General features: G+C 41.9%; 22 protein-coding genes and 2 tRNA genes. 7 read left to right on the top strand and 17 right to left on the bottom strand.

The genetic code is table 11. The annotated features are described in order from the left end of the window. Positions 1-10: 10 nt before the first annotated feature. The 3 genes from JMW39_RS07285 to JMW39_RS07275 form a co-directional block, all read right to left on the bottom strand. Entirely contained in the window at positions 11-1,006 is a 996-nt protein-coding gene (locus JMW39_RS07285) for an NADP-dependent oxidoreductase (RefSeq protein WP_201545209.1), read from the bottom strand. A gap of 60 nt (positions 1,007-1,066) precedes the next feature. Continuing rightward, entirely contained in the window at positions 1,067-1,825 is a 759-nt protein-coding gene (locus JMW39_RS07280; protein WP_201545208.1) for an endonuclease/exonuclease/phosphatase family protein, read from the bottom strand. A gap of 198 nt (positions 1,826-2,023) precedes the next feature. After that, on the bottom strand, positions 2,024-3,136 hold the full coding sequence (locus JMW39_RS07275; protein ID WP_201545207.1) for a hypothetical protein: 1,113 nt from the start codon (positions 3,134-3,136) through the stop codon (positions 2,024-2,026). Positions 3,137-3,627: 491 nt separating this feature from the next. Between JMW39_RS07275 and JMW39_RS07270 the strand changes: the two genes are divergently transcribed. The 4 genes from JMW39_RS07270 to JMW39_RS07255 all read left to right on the top strand — a co-directional run bounded on the left by JMW39_RS07270 (position 3,628) and on the right by JMW39_RS07255 (position 7,360). Next, positions 3,628-5,835 (top strand): M3 family metallopeptidase, encoded by a 2,208-nt coding sequence (locus JMW39_RS07270; RefSeq protein WP_201545206.1) that lies wholly within the window; start codon positions 3,628-3,630, stop codon positions 5,833-5,835. Next, the gene (locus JMW39_RS07265; protein WP_201545205.1) at positions 5,836-6,093 is read left to right on the top strand and encodes a YheV family putative metal-binding protein; all 258 of its coding nucleotides are present in this window, start codon (positions 5,836-5,838) and stop codon (positions 6,091-6,093) included. It begins immediately after the preceding gene. 137 nt (positions 6,094-6,230) lie between these two features. Beyond that, entirely contained in the window at positions 6,231-6,755 is a 525-nt protein-coding gene (locus tag JMW39_RS07260; RefSeq protein WP_201545204.1) for a hypothetical protein, read from the top strand. A gap of 26 nt (positions 6,756-6,781) precedes the next feature. Next, entirely contained in the window at positions 6,782-7,360 is a 579-nt protein-coding gene (locus tag JMW39_RS07255) for a hypothetical protein (RefSeq protein WP_201545203.1), read from the top strand. A 122-nt stretch (positions 7,361-7,482) separates the two neighbouring features. On the opposite strand, the gene pnp is transcribed toward JMW39_RS07255, so the two are convergent. From pnp to tpiA, 14 genes are all read right to left on the bottom strand, one after another. Beyond that, positions 7,483-9,585 carry a polyribonucleotide nucleotidyltransferase gene (gene pnp, locus JMW39_RS07250; protein WP_201545202.1) on the bottom strand — a complete coding sequence of 701 codons (2,103 nt, stop codon included), beginning with the start codon at positions 9,583-9,585 and terminating at the stop codon, positions 7,483-7,485. Between the two features lie 773 nt (positions 9,586-10,358). Beyond that, the gene (gene rpsO / locus JMW39_RS07245) at positions 10,359-10,625 is read right to left on the bottom strand and encodes a 30S ribosomal protein S15 (RefSeq protein WP_045443035.1); all 267 of its coding nucleotides are present in this window, start codon (positions 10,623-10,625) and stop codon (positions 10,359-10,361) included. Positions 10,626-11,006: 381 nt separating this feature from the next. Next, complete coding sequence (locus tag JMW39_RS07240; protein WP_201545197.1) at positions 11,007-11,180, bottom strand: hypothetical protein; 174 nt, start codon at positions 11,178-11,180, stop codon at positions 11,007-11,009. 95 nt (positions 11,181-11,275) lie between these two features. Next, a complete protein-coding gene (locus JMW39_RS07235; RefSeq protein WP_201545194.1) occupies positions 11,276-11,437 on the bottom strand; it encodes a hypothetical protein in 162 nt (53 codons plus the stop codon). 78 nt (positions 11,438-11,515) lie between these two features. After that, positions 11,516-12,046: a type 1 glutamine amidotransferase domain-containing protein gene (locus tag JMW39_RS07230; protein ID WP_201545193.1), complete on the bottom strand. Its 531-nt coding sequence runs from the start codon at positions 12,044-12,046 to the stop codon at positions 11,516-11,518. Positions 12,047-12,412: 366 nt separating this feature from the next. Then, positions 12,413-13,501: a tRNA pseudouridine(55) synthase TruB gene (truB, locus tag JMW39_RS07225; RefSeq protein WP_201545192.1), complete on the bottom strand. Its 1,089-nt coding sequence runs from the start codon at positions 13,499-13,501 to the stop codon at positions 12,413-12,415. Positions 13,502-13,509: 8 nt separating this feature from the next. After that, positions 13,510-13,914, bottom strand: coding sequence for a ribosome-binding factor A (locus tag JMW39_RS07220; RefSeq protein ID WP_201545186.1), 405 nt, complete (start codon positions 13,912-13,914; stop codon positions 13,510-13,512). Positions 13,915-14,066: 152 nt separating this feature from the next. Then, a complete protein-coding gene (gene infB / locus JMW39_RS07215; protein ID WP_201545184.1) occupies positions 14,067-16,796 on the bottom strand; it encodes a translation initiation factor IF-2 in 2,730 nt (909 codons plus the stop codon). 162 nt (positions 16,797-16,958) lie between these two features. After that, positions 16,959-18,443 (bottom strand): transcription termination factor NusA, encoded by a 1,485-nt coding sequence (nusA, locus tag JMW39_RS07210; protein ID WP_201545182.1) that lies wholly within the window; start codon positions 18,441-18,443, stop codon positions 16,959-16,961. Between the two features lie 185 nt (positions 18,444-18,628). After that, the gene (gene rimP / locus JMW39_RS07205; RefSeq protein ID WP_201545180.1) at positions 18,629-19,129 is read right to left on the bottom strand and encodes a ribosome maturation factor RimP; all 501 of its coding nucleotides are present in this window, start codon (positions 19,127-19,129) and stop codon (positions 18,629-18,631) included. 496 nt (positions 19,130-19,625) lie between these two features. Further along, positions 19,626-19,702 (bottom strand) — tRNA-Met (locus tag JMW39_RS07200). 134 nt (positions 19,703-19,836) lie between these two features. After that, positions 19,837-19,921 (bottom strand) — tRNA-Leu (locus tag JMW39_RS07195). Positions 19,922-20,164: 243 nt separating this feature from the next. Beyond that, complete coding sequence (gene secG / locus JMW39_RS07190) at positions 20,165-20,473, bottom strand: preprotein translocase subunit SecG (RefSeq protein WP_011512446.1); 309 nt, start codon at positions 20,471-20,473, stop codon at positions 20,165-20,167. A gap of 269 nt (positions 20,474-20,742) precedes the next feature. Further along, entirely contained in the window at positions 20,743-21,543 is an 801-nt protein-coding gene (gene tpiA, locus JMW39_RS07185; RefSeq protein ID WP_201545178.1) for a triose-phosphate isomerase, read from the bottom strand. A gap of 442 nt (positions 21,544-21,985) precedes the next feature. Between tpiA and pilB the strand changes: the two genes are divergently transcribed. From pilB to JMW39_RS07170, 3 genes are all read left to right on the top strand, one after another. Beyond that, positions 21,986-23,695, top strand: coding sequence for a type IV-A pilus assembly ATPase PilB (gene pilB / locus JMW39_RS07180; RefSeq protein ID WP_201545176.1), 1,710 nt, complete (start codon positions 21,986-21,988; stop codon positions 23,693-23,695). A gap of 209 nt (positions 23,696-23,904) precedes the next feature. Beyond that, positions 23,905-25,128: a type II secretion system F family protein gene (locus JMW39_RS07175; protein ID WP_149490338.1), complete on the top strand. Its 1,224-nt coding sequence runs from the start codon at positions 23,905-23,907 to the stop codon at positions 25,126-25,128. Between the two features lie 25 nt (positions 25,129-25,153). Continuing rightward, positions 25,154-26,053 (top strand): prepilin peptidase, encoded by a 900-nt coding sequence (locus JMW39_RS07170; protein ID WP_201545722.1) that lies wholly within the window; start codon positions 25,154-25,156, stop codon positions 26,051-26,053. The last annotated feature ends 14 nt before the right edge of the window (positions 26,054-26,067 follow it).

Below are 26,067 nucleotides of genomic sequence, written 5' to 3'. Positions count from 1 at the left end.
CAAGTTTGGCTTAGCTTGTTTTGAACACAATCTTACCAAAGGTATCGCCTTTTTCTAGCTCGCGATGGGCGGCTACTACTTCAGATAATGGATAGGTTTGCTGAATTTTCAGAGTCAACTTACCATCGGCAACAAGCTGTAAAACCCGCGCCATATCTTCCCCACTACGCTGCGCTTTATAACCTGCCACCTTTAAGTTCTTCTCACTACCCGCTGCTTGTAGTTTATCAACCCAAATCGTTGGTAAGACATTGACGCGACCACCAGATTTTATAACGCTCAGCGCGCGTATACCCGCATCATCACCGACCAAGTCCAGTAGCACATCGGCTTGTAAGTCAGGAAAAGTATCATCTTTGGTATAATCAATCCAACCTGCCAACTTACTTTTATCTATTAAATCGTCAAGTTTGGCATATTTCTCTAGCGAGCAAATAACGGTTACTTTTACATTATCTTGCGTCACCTTATCCATCAATAGCTGAATGGCCAAATGCCCAACGCCGCCAGCTGGCGCATTGATAACGACATGCTCACCGTTTTTAATATCAGCAAACTCGACAAATTGCAGCGCCGTTTGCCCGATACAAGGTAGCGCGCCTGCTTGCTCTAGTGTCAGCGACTGAGGGATTTTTGCCAGTAGCTTGGCATCGACCGCAACATACTCTGCATAACCGCCACCGTTAAAGGTCAATGCCGCGACTTGCTCACCGATAGCAAACTTATCACTAGTACTTTTAACGACGATACCAGCAACATCACAGCCTAAAATAGCAGGCTCATTTTGATCAAATTTATCTTTTTGAATCGCTTCAGCGCCCCAACCTTTACCTTGACGGGTTTTGTAATCGACGGGATTGATGCCGGCATAAGCGATTTTTACTAATACTTGGTTAGCCGTTAATTCTGGAATAGCCACGCCGTCTTGATATATCATGACTTCAGGTTCGCCAAACTCGCGTATTAGTACGGCGTGTTGTGTCGTTGGTAGTTGTTTATCAGACATGATTTATCATCCTTGTATTATTCTAATATCTATTCTTTGGTTAATTTTTTATTTATTAATTTATAGCAATGCCAACTCTGCACTAAGTGGCAAATGATCTGATAGCGTTGACCAAGGCTTGCCAGTGTGTACCCAAGCATCTTTTACCCTTAGATTGCGCACATAGATACGGTCTAGACTCAGCACAGGTAGCTTTGCGGGGAAGGTTGGCAGTAATTTGCCATGGCAATGCTTAAAGGCTTCAGTCATGCCTAAGCTCGATGCGAGTCTATCACAAGACATTTTTTTCCAGTCATTAAAATCACCTGCCAAAATTAGTGGCTGGTCGGGGCCAATCTCATTACGCACATAATTAGAGATGGCTTCGTATTGCTTGATACGGTCGCGCTCAAAGAGGTTTAAATGAGCACATAACACCACTACCGGCATCTCCCAACCTAGCGGCTGCACTTCACAGTGCAAGACACCGCGCTGCTCAAGTTTATTAACGGTGATATTGACGTTATGCTTTGGATCGAGCGGAAAACGACTCAATACCGCATTGCCATGATGACCGTTTTCATACTCTGAGTTTTTACCGTAGCTATTTTGCAGTTGTAGATATTCACCAAACCATTCATGCTGCGATTGGTCAGGGTATTCGTTATATTGCATATTGCGCTTGAGGTTTTGACCCTGCACTTCTTGTAAACAAAGTATGTCTGAGCCAATGATATCAAGCGCTTGAGCGATACCCTGTATCTTGACTTGGCGATTCATCGGCGACATGCCTTTATGAATGTTGTAGCTGGTTAAAACAAAAGAGGTGGTATTAGTCATAAATTTATCAGTTATAAACTCAGTATTTATAGAATTAGAGTGAGTAGCACTTTATTAAATACTTATCGTCATAGTTAAATAATAAGATAAAATTAAGCCTACATTAAATGAAAAAGAGCATTGATTCGTACGAACCAATGCTCTTATATTATACCTATATTGTGACGCTGGCTAATCCATTAAAATATCAGCAACCGATTAATAGCGCGTCACTAGAGCAATTGGCTGATCTTCACCCATAAGATCCTGCGGCATAAAGACAGCTTTACCGCCATTATGAATGACATGTTCGATGATTTCGCCAACGGCGTCATCAGTTACGCCTTCTGCTGTCGCATCATCTGCCATACTTAATGTCTGCGCTTTTTCATCGATTTTTGCAGGTTGCATATAACCGCGACGGACATATAAGGTTTCACCAACGCCTTGGAAAGCACTGCGATAGACTTCTTGTAAGTCAGTCTGCAGCATATTTGCACCGCGCGCTTTGTCAATCTCGCCCATAGCGGCTTGATGTAACGACGAGCGATAGCCTTCGACCGCTTCTTGCACACTATCAACAATATGCTGGGCGCTACCTTCTTCTAAGTTGGTGGCGTTTGAGACGGTGGCAATAATATTTTCTGGACGGTCACAAACATCTTTATAGTAACCGATATTTTTTGCATCACCCACGACTACTAGCGGCATTTTGTGCTCGCCCCATAACTCTTGCACACTTTTATCTACTTGGTTAAAGAACTCTTTTAAATAGCTACTTTCATTGTTCGCTGAACGATCAGAGCCTGCATCACCAGTCGTATATAGGCCATTATTTTCAATAGGAAAGGGAATATTTTCCATATTGTTTTGCGCATCCGCCTGCTGATCAAATTCTCTGACCACACGATCGTTAGAGGCTTCAATCAGACGTGCATTATCACGCGTCAATACCACCGTATAATAATGAACGGCACTCGCCATATCGCGAACCAAATCACGCGTCGCAAATCTATCAGAGATGATTACTCGTTCTTTCGTATCAATAGGCATACGAACGATTTGCACATCATCGGTACTGGCAAATATTGCCAAGGTATCTAGGTTATAGTTATGATTAAGCTCATTGGTTTTATTTTGGATGTTTTCTAAAATAGTGGTCGCGGTACGCTTATCGTATTCATTATTTAAGCGTTCTTCAACAACTTTTAATTGGTTTTTTAAGGCGATAGGATCTTTTTGATTATCAGGATGCTCACGATGCGTTTTGACAAAAATACTAACGGCTGGATTGGCTTTGGTTTCACGTAAGCTTTTAAGAGTCGCTTTCATAGATACTGCTCCTTGTTTTATTATCATTGGTTTGCTTGTTAAAATAAATTTTTTATACTTATCATCATGCTTATATATCTACAGGTTAATTAATTATACTTATAAGTTACTTAACTATATTTACAAGCTATTTAATATTTACAGCTTAATAATTAAAGTCTGCTTAATAGTAAAAAGGCTTGTGGTAGCCATTGCATTACTATGATGCTAACAACTTAACCCCACTCTCTGTAGGGTTAATTTGCAAGTAAATGATGACGCTTTGTAAGTGAAGCTTAGCCAACCTTAATAGCAATCTCTCTACCGCAACTTTTTATACTTTCTACATCTATTTACTTTAAGAGGAGATATACAGTAAAGGGTTGTATTCCAAGCGATTGATACCCATCTTTTAGATACTCTATATAATTGAACCTATATCACAAAAAATATATAACAAAACTCAAACCTCGCAATGAACAATCCTTCTCTTATTAATATTGGATACTTTTATGATTTCTATTTCTGCAAATTTACGCCTTGTCGATTTTGACAATGTCGCACCAGATACATTACAAAACCAAATTATCAGTGCCATCGATACTGCCAATGCCTTTTTAGACAACATGAGCGCCAATACTGATAGCAATAATAATGCTAGTGACTTCAGTGCTGAGCAAGCTTTGAGCGATATCATGACTTTTGATCATATCAATCTAGCGTTAGATCGCAGTTGGGGTATTTTGTCGCACCTCAATAGCGTCATGAGCAATGATGAGATTCGTCATGTACATCATGAGCTGCTACCTAAGCTGTCTGCTTATGGCACAAGGGTTGGACAGCATCAGCCATTATTTAGTCGTTATCAAACTATCGTCAATGACACTGATTTTTTTGCTACCCTTGATCCAGCACGAGCGCGGGCTATTGAGCTTGCGTTACGTAGCTTTGAGCTATCAGGCGTGGCACTACCAAAAGTTGAACAAGAAAAATTTGCTGCCATCCAGAGTAAGCTCTCTACCTTATCAGCGACGTTTTCAGACCATATATTGGACGCAACCCAAGCGTATGCTTTACCGCTTAAACAAGAGCAATTAGCAGGTCTAACCGAAAGTGGACTTGCGCTACTGGCAGATGCAGGCGAACAATATAAAGCTCGCGAGCTTGCCAGCGGTACGCTCACCCAAGCAGAAATCGACGCGCTACCAACTCCTTATTATGTGGCAAGTTTAAATATCCCGGTTTACCTTGCCGTTATGACTCATGCCGATGATCGCAATCTGCGCGAAACGCTTTACTGCGCTTATGTTACTCGCGCCTCTGAGTTCGATAAGCACACCAACGCTAAAGGCGAATCACTCAATAACAACGATATCATGAGTCAAATCCTACAATTACGCGCGCAAAAGGCCAAGCTATTAGGTTTTGATAATTATGCTGACGTTTCACTATCGACAAAGATGGCAGATAACGTAACGGAAGTTGAGACCTTTTTACGGGATTTGGCACAGCGAGCGACCCCAGCGGCCAAGCAAGATTTAGCACAGCTACAAAAATATGCGCAGGATTATGGCATTACTGATCTACAGCCGTGGGACAGTGCTTATATCGCTGAGAAAGTCAAACAAAGCGAGTTTAGTTTATCGCAAGAAGAGATACGTCCGTATTTCCCACTGCCAAAAGTAATTAGCGGTTTATTTGCTATTGTCGAGCGTTTATACGGTATCAAGGTACAGGAGCACAGTGAATCTGTATCACGCTGGCACGATGAGGTAAGTTTTTATCAGTTATTTGATGCGGATGATAACTTGCTTGGTGGCTTTTACTTTGACTTATTTGCTCGTAGCGGTAAACGTGGCGGCGCGTGGATGAGCGGTTTTCAGTCGCGTTATACTTACGACGAGAAAAACCATGAGCAGCTACCCGTCTGCTTTATGGTCGGTAACTTCACTCCTGCCCTCGATGGTAAGCCAAGCTTGTTAACGCACGATGAAGTATTAACCTTATTTCACGAGTTTGGTCATGGTCTACATCATTTATTGACCCAAGTGACGGTCGGCGATGTCGCGGGTGTCAATGGCGTTGAATGGGATGCCGTCGAGTTGCCCAGTCAGTTTATGGAAAACTGGGCGTGGGATGCTGAAGGTATTGCACTGATTAGTAGTCACGTCGAGACCGGCGAGCCATTACCAAAAGATAAGCTTACCGCCCTACTAGCAGTCAAAAACTTCCAAAGCGGCATGCAGACCCTGCGTCAAATCGAGTTCGCCCTGTTTGACTTATTGATTCATGCGCACACGCCAGCGCTTGATTATGACGGCATCCTCGCGACCTTATATGACGGCATCCTCGCGACCTTAAATGCAGTACGTGATGACATTGCTATCATGCAGACACCTGACTATAACCGTTTTGCCAATGGTTTTAGCCATATCTTTGCCGGTGGTTATGCGGCGGGTTATTACTCGTATAAATGGGCGGAGTTGTTGTCTGCTGATGCCTTTAGTAAGTTTGAAGAAGAGGGTATTTTCAACCCAATCATTGGTAAAGCCTTTCGTGAAACCATCTTATCAGTGGGCGGTAGCTTCCCTGCCAAGACCAATTTTGAAAATTTCCGTGGTCGCAGCGCCAGCATCAATGCCTTACTACGCCATAGCGGTTTTGATAATGTTAAAAATGTCGATGCTGCAAATGCTCAAACGACGCACGAGGTTATCTAAATGCGTTATCAATCATCAATCCCAAAGCGGCGGTTTTTAGCGGGCGTTCGTTGTCCTAAATGTCAGGCGATGGATGCAGTGATGCAAGTAAATATCGTCACACCCGAACCTGATGAATATATCGAATGTACTCAGTGCGGACATAGTGAGCATCGCCCCGACCCTGATGTAATTAGTGCCAAAAACCATGCCGAAGACCAGATCGCTCGTGATGCGATGGCGACAGGCACCAGCGGTACGGTGAAGTTTAAACCCTAAGTATAGCGTTTAATCGCTAACGTCAAATCTTAATAGCTACTAGCCTATCTAACGATATATATCCAGTTAGATAGGCTTTTTATTTTGAGTTTGCTATAGTATGCCTACTTATATTTTTGACATAAATCGATTATCGTATGAATAAGAAAGAAATACGTCCTTTACCAGCTAAATCGCTGAAGAAAAAGCCTACTAAGGCACGCCAGAAATGGTGGCTAATTATAATATTAGCAGCACTATTAATTGGTTACTTGGTTTGGAAAAATAATTCGCCTAACGCTAATATTACGCCTGTTGAAAGTACGCCACCGACTACTGAGCAAGACAGCGCTGTGCAATCAGATACTACGTCCTTAGATAATAACGCGTTAGATACGAGTGCGTCGATTTTAGATACCGATGATGCTAGCACGGATAGTCAGACGCCTGATCCCGAAGCTATCTTAAACGCGCCTTTACCAGAAACAGATAGCTTAGCGAAAGAAGAAATCGATCGCTTAGCAGATGAGCATAAACGCTTAGCAGAACAAGAGAAGTTAGCGGCTGAGCAATTGACGATGAATAAACAGCTGACAGAGATGAAAGCTGAGCAAATCGCCTTGCTTGAAGAACAAATTGCTCAGTTAGAAGCAGCAGAAGGCGCTAAAACCAGCGCGAAATAATATCACTTTTATAAAGGGGCAAGAAAATGGCAGGTCTACAACTCACCCATGCCCCTATTTTAAATAGCAGCGCCCAACTGCTGATACTGCCTGTTAATAATGCGGGTATTCTTTTAGACCCTATCCTTACGCGAAGCAAAAATCTATATCCAGAAAATTACCAACGCTACTATCGGTCTTGCCGTGATGGTAGCCTCTTGGTCGGTAGCTGTTTAATGCATAAACGCTCACGCGAGCAGGCAGGACTTGGCGTCAGTAGCAATGGCAACCAACCAAGCCATATTGCCAATCTTGTGATATCAGACCATGCCTATCATCCAACCAGAGCTCGTTGGCTCACGGCAGCGCTAGTCGATTTACAACAGCAGCTGATACCTTTAGTGCGTTATCAAGGGATTCGTAGGGTTGCGCTATTAGCACGTCCGCTTATTTCTAGTCATTCGCAGAACCGTTCTACTCAAAATAATGATATTGAAAACGCCGAATTAGCAAAATCAATTGCTCTAGATTGGCACACTGATATTTTGCCTCTCCTTACCCATCATCTGCAAGATTTACCCAAACTGCGTATTGATATCCACCTTCCTAAAGACATCAAAATATAAATTATTTTCTCATTCTCATTATTCTTTGAGCACATAAAAAAAACCGCCTTGAGTGCTAGTTATCAGCAATCAAAGCGGTTTTTTAGATTTTGACTATGTCAAATTGCGTCAAATATCGAGGATTAGCTTTGCTCAATACCTTTCATGGTCAGTTTGATACGACCACGGTTATCAACGTCTTGTACTAATACTTTAACGATTTGACCTTCTTTTAGATAGTCAGATACGTTCTCTACGCGCTCATCAGCGATTTGCGAGATATGTACTAAACCATCAGTATTTGGCAATACATTAATAAAGGCACCGAAGTCAACGATACGCGCAACTGTACCTTCGTAAGTTTTACCTATTTCAACTTCTGCTGTGATGGCTTCGATTTTAGCAATAGCCAATTTGGTTGCTGCTTTGTTTTCACCAAAGATACGAATAGTACCTGCATCATCGATATCAATAACCGCACCCGTTTCTTCTGTGAGCTGACGAATCGTTGCGCCACCTTTACCAATCACATCACGGATCTTGTCAGGGTTGATTTCGATAACGGCATAGTTAGGAGCATGAGCGTTGATTTCAGTACGGCTTGCAGGCAATACTTTGTTCATCGCATCTAAGATATGGATACGACCTGCATGGGCTTGCTTAAGCGCTTGCTCCATGATATCTGCAGTAATACCTTCGATTTTGATATCCATCTGTAGTGCTGTGATACCGTCTTTTGAACCCGCTACTTTAAAGTCCATATCGCCAAGATGATCTTCATCACCTAGGATGTCAGACAATACCGCAAAACGCTCGCCTTCTTTAACCAGACCCATCGCTATACCAGCAACCGGTGCTTTTAATGGTACGCCAGCGTCCATCAATGCCAAACTTGCACCACAAACCGACGCCATAGAAGATGAACCATTTGATTCAGTGATTTCTGATACCACACGAATTACATACGGGAAGCGGTCGCTATCTGGAAGCATTGCTTCAACACCGCGGCGCGCTAGGCGACCATGACCGATTTCACGACGTTTTGGAATGCCTTCACGGCCGGTTTCACCGACTGAGAAATGCGGGAAGTTATAATGCAACATGAAATGGTCGCGAATCGTACCGGCCAATGAATCAATCATGTTTACGTCACGTGTGTTACCAAGCGTGGTAGTCACTAATGCTTGCGTTTCACCGCGGGTAAATAGGGCTGAACCATGAGTAAATGGTAATACGCCAACTTGGACATCTAGAGCACGAACGGTTTCAAGATCACGGCCATCAATACGCGGCTTACCTGACAAGATATTGTCACGAACGGTGCGGTATTTGAGGTCATTGTAAATTTCTTTTAGCTCAGAAACGGTATCATTGTAAGTTTCTGCTTCCGCGTCACCTGCCAATGCATCAATAATGGCTTGTTTGATTTCATCAAGCTTGGTGTAGCGCTCTTGCTTATCCGTGATGGTATAAGCATCAGCTACTTGATCGCCAAACTGCGCTTTCATGCTAGTTTCTAACGCTTGATCGCGAACAGGTGCCGTATACTCTTGCTTAACAGTACCAATCTCTGCAGCCATTGACGCAATGTTATCAATAACGATTTGCTGCTGCTGATGACCGTATAAAACCGCGCCTAGCATTTGGTCTTCAGACAACTCTTTCGCTTCTGACTCAACCATCAACACGGCAGATTTAGTACCAGCTACCACTAAATCAAGGTCGCTCTCTTTGAGCTGCTCAAGCGTTGGGTTAAGAACGTATTCACCATTGATAAAACCAACACGCGCAGCAGCCACAGGGCCATTAAATGGTGCATCAGAGATAGCGAGTGCTGCTGAAGCACCGATTAGTGCAGCGATATCTGCAGATTGGCTCTTATCTGATGATACAACCGTTGCCGTGATTTGAATCTCGTTCACATAGCCTTCAGGGAATAGTGGACGAATCGGACGGTCAATCAGGCGTGAGGTTAGCGTTTCAGCTTCGCTAGCACGGCCTTCACGTTTGCCATAAGCACCAGGGATTTTACCCGCTGCATACATTTTTTCTTGGTAGTTTACGGTCAATGGAAAGAAGTTTTGCCCTTCTTTAGCATCAGACTTTACTACCGCTGCCACTAGCACAGTCACGCCGCCCATGTGGACTAAAATAGAGTTTGCTTGACGAGCGATACGGCCCGTTTCGATAACGACCTGCTGGTCGCCGTATTGGAATTCACGCTTAATGGTATTAAACATTGTCATATAATTTTCCTAATATTGACTGACGAAAGTGATATCAGCACTATGAAAAGCTGATATTTGTCATTTAAAATTCTTTATATATAGCCACTAATTGCCAATTATAGGGTTAATAACTGCGTCGATTAGGGCTGATATTATTACTTATTTAACTGATATATCGGTATTTATTTAAAATAAACATCGCACTTCTACCTATGTATACCTAGATAAAGTACGTTGGTGTAAATCTGGTTTTCTACTCTTAATGTTAAAGGTGTGAGCACATTAAAATAAGAGAACATTAGAATAAGTTACATTCGATACGAAATCATTTACTGGCTTTCTTTAATAAGATATTTACACGTGGCGTCCATGCGTATAACTCTATGCGTATAAATAAATGGTATAGCTCAAGGCGCTATAGATAATCATCACATACGCTAAGCTATATCAATATTCGCTTGAGCGCCAGTATGACTCAGAAACTCACAAGGCATTATTTTACAGTGATTTATAAGCATTGACCAATTAAATGCAAGTCAGCGTTCATCGACCGTGTAACTTTATAACTGATACTTAAAATATCCGATAGTAGCAGACCGAAATCTCTACAGGTTATTATTGATATTAATAAGCATAAAAAAACGGCGTGAAACTATTCCACACCGTCTTTAGAGAAAATCTATTTTATCGACTTCAACAAGCAAGTTCCAAATGGTTTAGCAAAAGATCTAAAATCCCGCCAAATTAAGGCATATTTTAGTTCAGCGACCACTCGTACTATTGTCGCCAAATTAACGACGTAGACCTAATTGGCTAATAAGGGTGGTATAGCGACCAAGATCTTTACCTTTTAGGTAGTCAAGTAATTTACGACGTGTGTTAACCATACGGATAAGACCGCGACGGCTATGATGGTCAGCTTTGTGTGCTTTAAAATGGTTTTGTAAGTCATTAATACGCGCACTTAACAAAGCTACTTGAACTTCTGGTGAACCTGTGTCGTTTTCGCCACGTTGGTATTGGGCAATGATTTGTTCGCGATCGGTATTAGTTAGCATAAATCTCTCCGGCAATGCTATAAGCTCCAAGATGTACTTAATAGTTAAGCATCAAGGAACGATAGAATAATAAATAAAATAGTTTGACGGTCATTCAGGACAACCCTGCATTACTAGAGTTGACCTAGTGTACGACAAACTTATTAATGATAATCTTTATTCAAAACCGCTCAAAATAAGACATTATCTAACTTAAACTGTTGCCAAAATTAAGATAAAGCTATATCTAAAACGATATTTAAATATTCCAGCGATTATAACAAAAAACTGCTGAACTAGCAGCAGTTTTTTATAATAGTTTTATAGCTTATAATGAGTCGGCAATTACTATAGATTAATAACGCTTTATATTGTGCGTTATTATGACCAGTTTTAAATATATCACTTTTTGACGTCATCTTGCGTAGCAGTCCCACCAAGAGCATCATCATCAAGCGGTGCGGTAGTTGCTTCCGCTAAACTGTCTGGACTAGTATCTTCGCTAGGATTAATATCTTCCGCTAACTCTTCGATTTTCTTCTCTTGTGCATCCATGTTGTCTTTTGAGTCTGTCATAAATACTCCCAGTTATAATTATTGTTTTATATCTATTTGCTAATTGCGTTGTTCTTAATCAAGGGTTCATGCATCAACAGTGTTAATAAAGCTAATTATTTTTCTTCTTTAGTATTTTTTAAATTATCAGCAATACGGTCAGCAGCAGCTTCGGTATTTTCTGTATGATTGTCTTCAGTTTGACCTTTCAATGCTGCTGTAGCAGAATCTGAACGTTCTTGCTCAAGCTTAGTATTATTTGGGTTAGGGTTTGACATAGTATTTTCCTTTTGTGATTGTGTTTATTGATAGAAATTAAAATGAATAAGTCTAAATAAATATTGCGATGATGAATATTAAGACGCGGAGAGCGCTTTATCTATAGCAGCAACAAAGTCTTTAATATCATCTGGACTACGCGAAGTAATCAGATTACCGTCTACTTGCACACTTTTATCTACGAAGGTTGCCCCAGCGTTTTCTAAGTCGGTTTGTAATGTATGATAAGCGGTTAAGGTTTTACCTTTAGCTATACCCGTATTAATCAATGCCCAAGGCGCATGGCATATCACTGCTAAAGGTTTACCGGCTTCGTTAAAAGCATTAATAATAGTATGTGCTTCTTTATTACCGCGTATGCTATCGGCATTTACCGTCCCACCTGGTAGCACCAACGCATCATAATCAGCAATTTCGGCATCTTTAGCGAATATATCAGCGGTAAAGATATCGCCTTTATCGACGTCCTGCTGCATCGCTTGAACATCTTTGTCTTTATTGGTCGTAATAAGAACAGTCTTATAACCTTTTTCTTTTAGTTGATTATCGACCTCTTCATACTCTGCCTGTTCAAAATTATTATGTAATAAGAAAGCAATGGTCTTCATAGTAAGCCTTATATTTTGATACGTTAATTTTATTATTTCATAGTGATAAACTATATTTTTTATTATTATTTTTAAGTTAGAAAATTTATTTATATTAATTAATGTCTTTTTATTTTTATGTAGATAGCTTATTTTTATTGTTATATTTCTTGATAGTTAATTAACTTCCATTTTTATTATTCCTATTTCTTTTATTTTTATGTCCTTGTCTGCTTTCCGTAGCTGACTTAACTAAGGTACAAAAAAAGCAGGTCTCACTATAGGTGAAACCTGCAATAAAATGTGATGATATGTGATTAGTGTAAACTCTTAGTAAGTTTTACCTATTTTCAGTTATGGCTACTAAAGCTTATTTAAGGGTTAATATTACAACTGGATGAGTTTTTTCGGCTGCAAGCGACCATTTAGACTCAGTGCTCCTAGACCAATAAACTGCCCTTGCTCATCTGTGAGACGGATATCTGCGGGTATTTCATAAGGCAACAAAGCCTCACTATTACCTTCACTATCATCGCCATTTTGTTGAATAACGTTATTTTCATCGTGACTAGGCTGTTGCTCGATGACAGCTGAAATATAACATTGCAAATCGTCGTTTAGCTGCTCGATGACATTTAAACGTTGTCCCATTTGTACACGGGCGCATTGCTCAGCCGTTAATATAAGCTCAGCTTCAAGGTTGATGCAAGCATCTACGGGTAATAAATGCGCCTGACGATCCTCTAAAGCTAATGCTTCTAAATCTGCCAAACTAATCGCCGCGTCAATATGAAAATCGCCGACTTGTATACGTCGTAAAGCGGTTAGATGTCCTAATGTACCAAGCATTTTGGCAATATCTTCTGCTAATACGCGTACGTATGTACCCTTAGAGCAAGTCACTGTCAGCTGGATTTGCTTAGCGTCGATTACTGTCAAATCAATTGCTTTGATAACAATATCTCTTGCCGGGCGATCAATCTCAATACCCGCACGCGCATACTCATATAGCTTTTTGCCATCTTTCTTCAAAGCAGAATACATCGGTGGAATTTGCTGCTGTGGCCCTAAAAACTGCTGGGCAATTTTTTCTAGCCCTACCGCATCGAACTGTGGAATAAGTTTCTCAGCGACAATCTGTCCATCAGCATCGCCCGTATCAGTCTGACTGCCCAAAAGAATAGTTGCTTGATACGATTTATCGGCATCAAGTTGATAATGACTGAACTTGGTCGCTTCCCCCAAGCAGATAGGCAATAGACCCGTTGCCATGGGATCGAGCGTTCCCGTATGACCGGCTTTTTTGCTGTCATGATTGGGTGATTTAAACAGGTACTTTACCTTTGACACCACTTGTTGTGACGTCATACCTTGCGGTTTATCGACTAAAATCACGCCATTGACTTTTATCTTATCAGTCATCTGTTTAGTCTTCTTAGAGGGTTGCATAGAGGCTCTTGTAGAGACGATTGACATAATAGCTTTTACTCGTTGATTTCTTGCTCGTCAGACTCATTTAGCTCAGTTTTGCTGACGGCTTGACTGATTAAGTCCATCATATAGTTACCACGTGCGGTAACTTCATCGTAGTGAAAACGCAGGCGCGGTGTAGTGCGAGTCTTTAGACTATGGCTAAGCTCAGTACGCAAAAATCCTGCCGCCTTATTAAGTACTTTGACGCTTTCTTCGTGATTTGACATAGTCATAGCATCGTTAAGCTCAGGCTCCATGATGGTGACATAAATATCAGCATAGCCTAGGTCTGGGCTGACTTTAACACTAGAGATAGTCACAAAACCAGTCAGACGCGGATCATTAACGGCATCACGGATAAGGACAGCGAGCTCACGCTGAATCTGATCAGCTAAGCGTTGTAAACGTTGGTTCATGTTATTACCTTACTTTAATATGGCTTATTTTTATTGATTGATACGTTTTTAATTAACAAATTTTAGGACTTCTATTTGCTAAAAAAGGCCTAGCAGGGTGTACCTGTTAGGCCTAAGTACAGCTGAATATTAAGAATTATCAAGCAGCTACTTTAGATAGTACGTGCGAACTCTTGGATTTCAAAGACTTCGATTTTATCGCCAGCTTCGACATCATAACCACGAACCGCTAGACCACATTCCATACCAGTACGTACTTCATTGACGTCTTCTTTATAACGACGTAATGATTGCAACTGACCAGTAAAGATAACTTGGTCATCACGCAAGACGCGGATAGGTTTGTTACGATAAATCGTACCTTCAACAACCATACAACCTGCTGCTGCGCCAAATTTGCTAGAGCGGAATACTTCACGAACGTCTGCAACACCCAAAATTTTCTCACGATGTTCAGGCGCCAGCATACCACTCATGGCAGCTTTGACATCATCAATCAAGCCATAGATAACGCTGTAGTAGCGAATATCCATATTAGCAGTATCTGCTTTACGGCGTGCGGTTGCATCTGCACGGACGTTGAAGCCTAATAATACCGCTTCGCTAGATTCAGCTAAAGTAACGTCAGACTCAGAGATAGGACCAACGCCTGAGCTAATGACTCGCACTTTAACTTCATCAGTAGATAGCTCATTTAGTGCAGCAAGTAGGGCTTCAAGCGAACCGCGAACATCAGTTTTTAAGACGATATTTAAGAATGATACATCGCCTTGTTCCATCTGATCGAACATGCTCTCTAGACGCATGGCGTTCTGACGTTCTAGTTGACGCTCACGCTCACGATTGCTTCTAAAGTCAGCAACTTCACGGGCTTTTTTCTCGTCAGTTAAGACTAAGAATTCGCTACCTGCAGCTGGTGTTTCAGGTAAACCTAAAATCTCTACAGGGATAGACGGACCTGCTGACTGAATGCGCTTGCCATGTTCATCGGTCATCGCACGAACTTTACCGTAATGCTCGCCTGCTAATACTAAGTCGCCTTGTTTCAAGGTACCTTTTTTAACTAGGACACTAACAACTGGACCGCGACCTTTTTCAAGTCTTGACTCAATAACCACACCTTGAGCAGCACCATCTAATGGCGCTTCTAGCTCCATCAGTTCAGCTTGTAGGCTAATAAGTTCTAGTAGCTCGTCAATACCATCGCCTGTTTTGGCTGAGATACGAGCCATTGGAGTATCGCCGCCCCACTCTTCTGAGACTACTTGTTTAGCAGTTAACTCATTAAGGACACGATCAGGATCGGCGCTTGGCTTATCCATTTTGTTGATAGCAACAATGATAGGTGTACCAGCAGCGCGTGCATGATCAATCGCTTCTTCGGTTTGTGGCATCATGCCATCATCAGCAGCGACAACGATTACGACGATATCCGTCGCCTGTGCACCACGTGAACGCATGGCACTAAAGGCTGCGTGACCTGGGGTGTCAAGGAAAGTAATGACGCCGCGATCAGTTTTCACGTGATAAGCACCGATATGCTGGGTAATACCGCCGGCTTCGCCAGTGGCAACCTTAGTTGCACGGATTTTATCGAGTAATGAGGTTTTACCATGGTCAACGTGACCCATGATAGTCACGACTGGTGGACGCGTTTGCACGTTACTGCTGCGCTCATCAACCGCATCTTGCAGATCGTCTTCAACTTTCGTATCACTAACCGGTACAGGGTTATGACCCATCTCTTCAACGATAAGACTGGCTGTTGCTTGATCAATGGTGTCTGATTCGCGTGCAATTTCACCCATTTTCATGAGCAATTTGGTCACTTCACGAGCTTTAACCGCCATACGCTGTGCCAAATCAGAAACAGTAATATGTTCGCTAATTTCGACATCATAAATAATTTTGTCAAGCGGCTTTTCAAACTTATGCTGTGAAGCTTGCGTTGAACGTAAACCGTTTTTGCGGTTTTTAATTTCACGCTCGTCTTGATTCTTACGACGACCACGGCCGCCACGAGCACTAGTAGTACTAGTACCGCGTTTGATTTCACGACGTTCTTTTTCAAATGACTCTTCTAGCGCGTCACCGACCAAACCTTCGGCCAATGGTTCATCTTTACGAACTTCAGTAGCAGGCTGATCGGTATATTTACCAGCCATTTTGCGCATTTGCTCAAGCGTACGTTTTTGTGCTTCTTCCGCTTGCGCGCGGCGTGTTTCAGTTTCGATTTCGCGTAGACGGGTTTCTTCTTTTTCACGGGCTTCGCGAGCTTTACGCTCAATCGCCGTTTCAACTTTTGGCTTCGTCGCTGCAACTTTTTTCTTTGGTTGGTCTTTTGGCTTAACTTCTACTGCCGCTTTACCACCTTTTTTTACAACCACTGACGTTGAGATATCATCGTTCTTGTCACTAGACTTTTTGCTAGAGCCGAGGCTTGCACGCATTGCCGCTAAAGTAGCTGCTTGGCGCTCTTCAGATTTTTTCTTAGTAGCCGCACGTTCTTCAGCATCTTTGGCAGCACGCTCTTGTGCCTCAATCATTGCTTGCTCTCGAGCAGCCAACTCTTCAGCCATTTTCTCTGGATCAGGCTTCTCAAATACTTTCTTTTTACGCACTTCCACATTGACGCTCTTAGATTTACCTGAAGAGCCAGTCACGCGCGCAGTGCTAGTCGTTTTAGATTTGAGACTAATACGACGCTTTTCTTCCTGACCATGACTTTGCTTTAAATACGTCACCAACTTTTCCTGCTCAAGCTCGGTGACTATGTCACCTTCTGCGCGTGCAGGCAGTCCAGCGTCTACCAGTTGCTGTTGTACAGCACTTGCGGTTTTGCCTACCATATCTGCCAGTTCTTTGACGGTCTTATCTGCCATTTATTATCACCTACTGTCTATTATTTGCTATATGTTCAATTCAGTTGTTGGCTACAAATGATTGGGTTAAGGCTGGTTTGTGTTGCATTTGACTATATTACGTCGCACCAGCCCTTATTATCGATAGCATATCACTAAAAGACAGCGATATGCAGTTACCGCTTATTCATTGAACCAAGATTCCCGAGCTTTCATGATGAGTTTTCCTGCGGTTTCAGAGTCTAAACCTTCGATGTCTTCTAAATCGAAGACGGCTTGTTCTGCCAAGTCATCTACGGTAATGATGTCTTTTTGTGCCATTTTATAAGCCCAACTGACCGTCATTCCTTCAAGATCTTGTAGCTCTTGACTTGGCTCTTTCATGTTCTGTTGTTTGACCAATTCATCAGCGATGACAACTTCTTTCGCACGCTCTTGAATCATGTCAATCGCTTCGTCGTCTAACCCTTCAATATCATAGAAAGTTTCGACAGGTACATAAGCGACTTCTTCAATACTGGTAAAACCGATATCGACAAGCGCTTGTGCTAAGTCTTTATCGACTTCTAAACGCTCATAGAATAATTCAATAAAGGCTTTCGATTCGTTTGCTTGACGCTGCTGATATTCTTCTTCTAGCATCATGTTTAGCTTATAGCCTGTTAGCTCAGAGGCTAAGCGTACGTTTTGACCTTGTGAGCCAATCGCGCGCGCCAACTGATCATTGGTGCTAAAGATAATATCCGCAGTTTTAGTATCTTCATCGAGAATAATACTGCTAACGTCAGCTGGCTCTAAAGCGCTGATGATAAATTGGGCAGGATCATCTGACCACACCACCACGTCAATACGCTCGCCATCAAGCTCTTGCTGTACCGCTTGGATACGCGTACCGCGCATACCGATACAAGCGCCAACTGGATCGATACGATGGTCGTTGGTCTTCACGGCTATTTTAGCACGCGTACCCGGCAAGCGAGCGACGTTACGAATTTCAATAATTTGTTCTGCAATCTCAGGCACTTCTTTTTGCATTAATGCTGAGAGCATTTCAGGATGGGTACGTGACAACAATAACTGGGCACCGCGATTTTCACGGTTGACATGATATAAAATGGCATTGATACGCGATTTTGCACGTAATTGCTCACGTGGCAACATCTGGTCACGTGATAAATAGCCTTCAGCGTTGTCACCTAAATCAATAATGTAACCATCGCGAGTCTGTTTTTTGACTTCGCCATACATCATCTCACCAACACGCGGATCAAACGCATCAGCTACTAAATTGCGTTCCGCTTCACGAATTTTTTGGATGATGACTTGTTTGGCTTGAGTGGCAGCAATACGACCAAATTCAATCGATTCGATCTGCTCTTCTTTGATATCACCAATTGACCATTCATCTTGGTCAAGATCGGTAATCGCCAACTGACAAGCAGGCATCTCATGGTCTTCATCTGCAACCACTGTCCAGTAACGATAAGTATCGTAATCGCCGGTTGCGCGGTCGATTGAAACCCGCACTTCTACTTCCGGCTGATCGGTATATACTTTTTTCTTAGTGGATACCACCAAAGCATCTTCGATTGCTTCAAAGATATCTTCAGGATTTAAGCCCTTTTCATTACTGACAGTTTCTACTACCGTTAAGATTTCACGACTCATGCTATACCTGTCCTATCGTTTTATAATTGACTTAAACTTTATCGTTAGTGTGTTGACGTTATATTTTCACCGTCAGCCATAAGCTGTTTGGAAATTAAAATACCGACTTATAAGAAAGCTATTTTAAGAAAAGCTGTTTTAAAATTAGTTTAGAACAATGCATTTTCTTAAAACCATCTTTAAAATTAAGCATCTTCATAAATTAGGTTGGCTTTATCAATATTACTTAACGCAATCTCAAACTGCTCGCCATCGGTAGCAGTCAGTTTTAACGTGGTCGCATCGATACTGTCTAAAGTACCGGTTGCTTTGCGGCGTTTTTTATCGCCTTCACCAATCGCTTGTATCAAACGTAAGCTAACTGTTTGACCCACATAACCATGCATTTGCTCATCAGAGAAGAACGCACGGTCAAAACCCGGTGACGATACTTCTAAAATAAACTCGCCAGCAATCGGATCATGGACCTCAAGAATACCGCTCACTTGATGATTCACTGCGGCACAGTTCTCAATCGTTACTTGCTTATCTTGGGCTTGATCTTCTGGCAATGCCTCAATATAAATGCGTAACAAAGAGCGATTACCCTGTGGCGCAAATTCAATACCCCATAGTCCAACATCGCAAGCAGCGACAGCAGGAGCAATAATATTGGTCAGTTCTGTAACTTTTGTCGAAAGCTTCATAATCTATTTATCTTTTCCTATTCACTTCTCGAGGTAAGTGTTTTTAATTTTATGCATCGAACCTTTGTAAGTTCAAAATTATAAGTTCAAAATTTGTTAATCACTGTTTTAATGGACAAGAATATTACTTAAGCCATAATGTTTATTCTATTCTTAAAACGTAACTATATATGTTACACGTTTCAGACTCGTGCTTTTATATAAGGATGAGCATAAAAAACATCAAGCTCAACCAGACAATGCTTTTATTATTTATAAAGCAGAACTATCGATAAAAGTGTGAGGAATAAAGGATAGTATGCTTACCAAGCATCGCGCCGGTCGCGGCAGATGATGGTTAGTAACGAGTAGCATCGTACTCTATAGAAATAGAGCTTAGCATAAGTAGGATAGATATCGCGATAACACCGACCATCAGATACAAAAAAACCCACAAACATAATGGTGGGCTAATCGTTACTGACAAATTTAGTGTACAAAACATCAGTATAAAAAGTGGTAGCGGGGGCTGGATTTGAACCAACGACCTTCGGGTTATGAGCCCGACGAGCTACCAGACTGCTCCACCCCGCATCAATCTAGAACGCGTATTATAGGGAGGTTTTATAGAAGTGTCAATACTTATTTTAAATAAATCCTAAATTAAGTATTGCCGACGATAATTCCAATCTTATACCGTTCAAGTAAAACATCGTACAGATAAAGCTTGGTGCGATTGGGGGGACTTGAACCCCCACAGCTTTCGCCACCACCCCCTCAAGATGGCGTGTCTACCAATTCCACCACAATCGCATCTTTCTCACTACGCTGTTTATTCAGTTTCAACCCATTATAACGGATGCTTAAGGAAGGCATTGAAGGTTAAAGACTGCTAAAAACAGAGAAGCATTGTAAGACTAAGCGCTTAAAATAGCAAGTACTGCCTGTAACAAAAGTCATTCAATCAAAGCGCTTTTCTCTGTCATCTATTAATAGGTAGCTATTAACCGTTATTAAAAATATTAATTATGAACGATAAATAACTACTGAAAACAGCTACTGAGGATTTTGTGTCAAAGGGCGTGGCGTTTGTGGTGCTGAAACTGGTGCATCTAAACGGAATTGATCTTCTGCTTGTTTACGAGCATGTACGGCAAGCGTCATACTGGTGATAAAAAAGATGGCAGTCAAGACTGCTGTCGCACGTGTTAAAAAGTTGGCAGTTCCTGCAGCGCCGAATACCGTACCTGAAGAGCCAGCACCAAAAGAAGCCCCTGCGTCTGCCCCTTTACCATGCTGTATCAAAATCAAGCCAATCATGGCAATCGCCACGATAATGTGCAGGGCTAATATAAACGTAAACATGGTGGCCTCTTTTGCCGCGTAATGACGACTGATAACGAAAAATAAATCGTAGGGATTAATAATGAAAACGAGTGGTGTTTAATAACGATTAACATCTAATAGCGTTAATAACGCCAAACCAGTTATATAAACAAAGCGATTATATAAATAAGGCGCATTGTACACGATTGCAAGGGCACTGTTAAAGCCACTTTTACCAACTGCTAAAGACATTTTTTGAATAAAGTAGCCTTTTGGTATTTATTAAACGGCTATTTTATTTGATTTTATTAAGCCATAGCGCGGCTAAAGGCCTGAACAACGGCTAAAAAGCTTTCTGCTTTTAATGATGCGCCGCCAACCAATGCGCCATCAATCATGCTATCGGCGGCAAAGCTATCGGCGTTGTCGGCATTGACGCTACCACCATATAAAACAGTCATGTTTTCTAATGCATCATTAAAGCTGGCAAGCGTTTGCTTAATATGCTGATGCGTCGCACTCACCTCTGCCACGGTTGGTACTTTGCCAGTACCAATCGCCCAAACTGGCTCATAGGCGACGATTAAACGCTCTGATAAACCTGCAATAAGTTCGGGTTTTTGCGCAAGTAAGTCCTTAATAACAGATAATTGCTCATCAATGACTGCAAGCGTTTTTTTCGCATCGTACTGCGCTTGGGTTTCGCCAATACAAAATACCACGCCTAGGTTTTGCGTAAGCGCATGAGTCATTTTGCTTAATAAGCAGTCATGAGATTCTTGATGATACTGGCGGCGCTCAGAGTGACCCAATATCGTCCATGTTGCGCCAGCATCTGCAATTTGCTGCGCTGAGCAATCGCCGGTATAAGCGCCTGTGCTTGCACTATGAGCACCAATGTCTTGGGCGGCGCTAAGTATTGAACTGCCCTTTAGACGCTCACTGACAGCCGTTAAATGAATAAAACTTGGTGCGACCATCAATTGACAACCAGCGATATCAGACTGCTCTTTGGTGCTAACGGCAGTTAATAGGTCGTCTAGTAGCGCATTGACGTCATGGCTCGTTGCTGGATTCTGCTTCCAATTTCCAATTACCCAAGCTTGCATACTTATATACCTTGTCTTATCTATTGCTGCCAATATGGCTCATATTCGCGCAAGTATAACAAATATTTCCCAAGTGCTATAGTCCGTTGCTAGAGTATGATGCATTCAGAATTGGAACTGATTTTGCATATTATTTTTGTCAAAACGACATTTTTTGCAGATGAACAGTCTTATACGCTATATAAAGTCTTTTAACTCTAAGAAATTCCTATATCATTCTATTCATAGAAACTAAAACCAAGACAATCAATCATCTATATGACTGACTATAAATTATTACCACAAATTCGACATAACTTATTCGAACCGGTTAATTATACATAACTATATAAGTTATGGTCGCTCGTTGGCTATCAATCATATAGATAGATGTTTATGCGGTTCCGATAAAATTCAGTTTAAAAAATACAGCCTATTTGGTATCAAGTAAAGAGAGGTGATAATGTCTATTACAGCCAGTAAATACGGCGGCTTAGCACAGCAGTTAATTAGCGAAGGTATTGTGAGCGAAGCGCATATGAAAACCGCGCAAACGGAATCACAACAGCAGCAAGTAGGGTTAGTGCCTTATTTGGTCGAGCACAAGCTTGCCAATGCCTATCAATTGGCACAAATGTTGTCACAAGCTTTTGGCGATCCTTTATTTGATCTTGATGCGCTCAGCTCAGACGTCATCCCAAAAGACTTGGTCGATGAAAAAATCGTGCGCAAGTTTAATGCATTACCGCTGTTTAAGCGTGGGCAGCGTTTATTTGTGGCATTGAGCGACCCGACCCGTATTGATGCCATCGACGCCATTGCCTTTAACTCACGCCTATCTATTGAAACCGTCGTCGTTGAAGAAGACAAGCTAAAAAGACGTATTGAAAACCTTTACGCTGATACCATGCAAAGTTTTGATAGCTTTTCTGATAACGATTTAAATATTGGATTTGATGAAAGCGAAGAAGACGAAGGTGAAACCAAGCTTAGTGACGGTGTCGATGAAGCGCCAGTTGTAAAGTTTGTCAATAAAATGTTGGTCGATGCCATTCGTATGGGCGCCTCAGACCTACATTTTGAACCCTACGAGAAAACCTTTCGCGTGCGTTTCCGTGTCGATGGTGTAATGCAAAAAATGGCCAACCCACCCGTACAGCTTGCCAGTAAAATTGCGGCACGCTTAAAAGTGATGTCGCAAATGGATATATCCGAGCGCCGTATACCGCAAGATGGCCGTATCAAGCTTAAGATTTCTAAAGATAAAGCCATCGACTTCCGGGTAAACTCCTTACCTACCTTATTCGGCGAAAAACTTGTTTTACGTATCTTGGATCCCTCATCGGCCATGCTTGGTATTGAAGCATTGGGTTATGAGCCTGACCAAAAAGAGATGTTTTTAGAAGCCTTACATAAGCCACAAGGCATGCTTCTTATTACCGGTCCCACTGGCTCTGGTAAAACTGTCTCTCTCTATACTGGTATTAATATTCTAAATACTGGCGAAACCAATATTTCGACTGCCGAAGATCCAGTCGAGATTAACCTTGAAGGTATCAATCAGGTCAATGTCAACCCGAAGGTGGGTTTAACCTTTGCCAATGCCCTTAAATCATTCTTACGTCAAGATCCTGATATCGTCATGGTCGGTGAGATTCGTGACCTTGAAACCGCTGAGATTGCGATTAAAGCGGCACAAACGGGACATATGGTTCTCTCGACTCTGCATACGAACTCCGCGCCCGAGACCTTAACGCGCTTACGCAATATGGGTGTTGCCTCATTCAACATCGCAACGTCAGTAAACTTGGTGATTGCCCAGAGGTTGGCACGCCGTTTATGTAAAAACTGTAAAAAGCCCATTAATATCCCCCGCCAAAGCTTGCTTGAACTGGGCTTTAACGATGCTGACTTAGACAATCCAGATAATATCATCTATGAACCTGTTGGCTGTAATGAATGCCGTGAAGGTTATAAAGGGCGTGTCGGTATTTATGAAGTGATGAAAGTCAGTCCTGACATCTCACGCATTATCATGGAAGATGGCAATGCGATAGATATTAAAGATGCGGCGCTAAAAAATGGCTTTAGAGACTTACGTCGCTCTGGCATTTTAAAAGTATTACAAGGGGTGACCAGTATTCAAGAGATGATGCGCGTGACCTCTGAATAACTATCGTTAAAAATAAAAGCGCTATTATTTGTAATTTCAAGCATGAGTTTTTGTAAACCAGCAATATTGCCTAACAGATGTACTTAAATATAAAACAGATATATACTGGCTTTTTACGATAAAATAAAGTATGCCACTTTTAAAGTGCGCATCAGGTATCTTTTATAGCTTTGTAATATCTCTATTAGACAATTTTTGAGGGTAGTAACATGGCAAAAGCTAAAACCGACATGCTGTTAGACTTTGTCTATGATGGGGTAAACCGGCGTGGACAAAAAATAAAGGGCGAAACCACCAGTCGCAGCTTGGAGCTGGCAAAAGCTACTCTACGCAAACAAGGCATCACCGTTAAAGGTATCAAGAAAAAACCAAAGCCACTCTATACTTTTAAAAAGTCTATCAAACCAATTGATATTGCTATTTTTGCGCGTCAATTGGCAACCATGATGAAAGCAGGTGTGCCACTGACCCAGTCTTTTGAGATTGTTGCCGATTCATTGGATAATCCGAGTATGAAGGACTTGGTGTTGCAAATAAAAGCCGATATTGAAGCAGGCGGTACTTTTGCTTCGGCATTGCGCAAGCATCCTCGTTACTTCGATGATCTCTTTTGCTCACTCGTCGATTCTGGCGAGCAATCAGGCGCACTTGAGACCATGCTAGAACGTGTTGCGACCTATAAAGAGAAAAGCGAGCTTTTAAAAGCCAAAATTAAAAAGGCGATGAAATATCCGATTGCGGTTGTTGTCGTGGCTATTATCGTTACTATTATCCTATTAGTTAAAGTCGTTCCCGTATTTGCTGATTTGTTCAGCTCTTTCGGTGCCGAGTTACCCGCTTTTACTCAAATGGTAGTAGGTATGTCTGAATGGATGCAGGCATGGTGGTTTATTTTAATTGTTGTTATTGGTGGTGCCATCATTGGTTTTTCAGAAGCCAAAAAGCGCTCGAAGAAATTTCGTGATTTCTTAGACCGTGCAGTTTTAAAAGCGCCAATATTTGGCAATATTGCTTATCAAGCTGTTATCGCCCGTTTTGCGCGCACGCTATCAACCACTTTTGCTGCTGGTGTACCACTTATTGACGCCTTAGACTCTACTGCTGGGGCAGCAAATAACGTGGTATTTTATAATGCCATTCAGCAAATCAAAAATGATGTCTCAACCGGTCAGCAATTGCAGTTTTCAATACGTTCAACCAATCTATTCCCAAGTATGGCGATTCAAATGGTCGGTATTGGTGAAGAGTCGGGTAGCTTAGAAGAGATGCTTGATAAGGTCGCTGTCTATTACGAAAATGAAGTCGATAACGCCGTTGATGGTTTGACCAGCTTAATGGAACCATTGATTATGGCAGTGCTAGGCGTACTAGTCGGTGGCTTAGTGATTGCCATGTACTTACCAATCTTCCAAATGGGCTCAGTGGTAGGCTAAAAGCCACTGCAAGGACAACGACTTGATGCAATTTATACAGTTATTACAAGAAAACATGGCACTTTCTTTAGTCGTATTTGGTCTACTCGGTCTTTGTGTCGGCAGTTTTTTAAATGTCGTCATTCATCGTACGCCGCTTATGATGGTGGCGGCTTGGCGACAAGAGTGTAGCCAGTTTATGGCTGAGCAAGCAGACATGCCGAGTGAACACACGCTACCACTAGCGAATATTGTCGCCACTGATACCCCTATTACATTAAGCAAACCTGCCTCACGCTGTCCTCATTGTGCCCATAAAATAAAATGGTATGAGAATATCCCTTTAATAAGTTGGCTTGCGTTACGTGGACGCTGCTCGAACTGTAACGCCCCTATCGGACTACGTTACCCTCTCGTTGAGCTAGTGACAGCCCTGCTATCTATAGCGGTTATCTATCAGTTTGGCGTCAGCGCAGCTGGATTATCTGCACTGATTCTAGTATGGACACTGGTTGCATTAACGGGTATCGATTTTGATACGCAGCTACTACCTGATCGCTTCACTTTTCCATTAGCAGGATTAGGATTAGCCGTAAACTCGCAAGGCTGGTTTGTGTCACCCACTCAGTCCATTTGGGGACTATTACTCGGGTTTTTATCCTTGTGGATCGTAGTAAAAGTATTTTATCTCATCACTAAGAAACATGGCATGGGGCAAGGTGACTTTAAATTACTGGCAGTGTTAGGTGCTTGGCTTGGCCCTATGATGTTGCCGTTAATTATTCTACTGTCATCACTGCTTGGTTCAATCGTTGGACTCATTCTGATGAAAAAAGAGGGGGAAAGTCGTCCTTTTGCCTTTGGTCCCTACATCGCTATCGCTGGTATCATCGCTTTACTATACGGCTCAGACATCGTCAATTGGTACCTGGGGATGTATACTTAACCTTCTATACTCAT

The sequence above is a fragment of the Psychrobacter immobilis genome (genome assembly GCF_904846175.1).
GTDB classification, from domain to species: domain Bacteria; phylum Pseudomonadota; class Gammaproteobacteria; order Pseudomonadales; family Moraxellaceae; genus Psychrobacter; species Psychrobacter immobilis_E.
The sequence above is the reverse complement of the archived record's forward strand: the minus strand, read 5'-3'. Positions and strand labels throughout refer to the sequence as shown.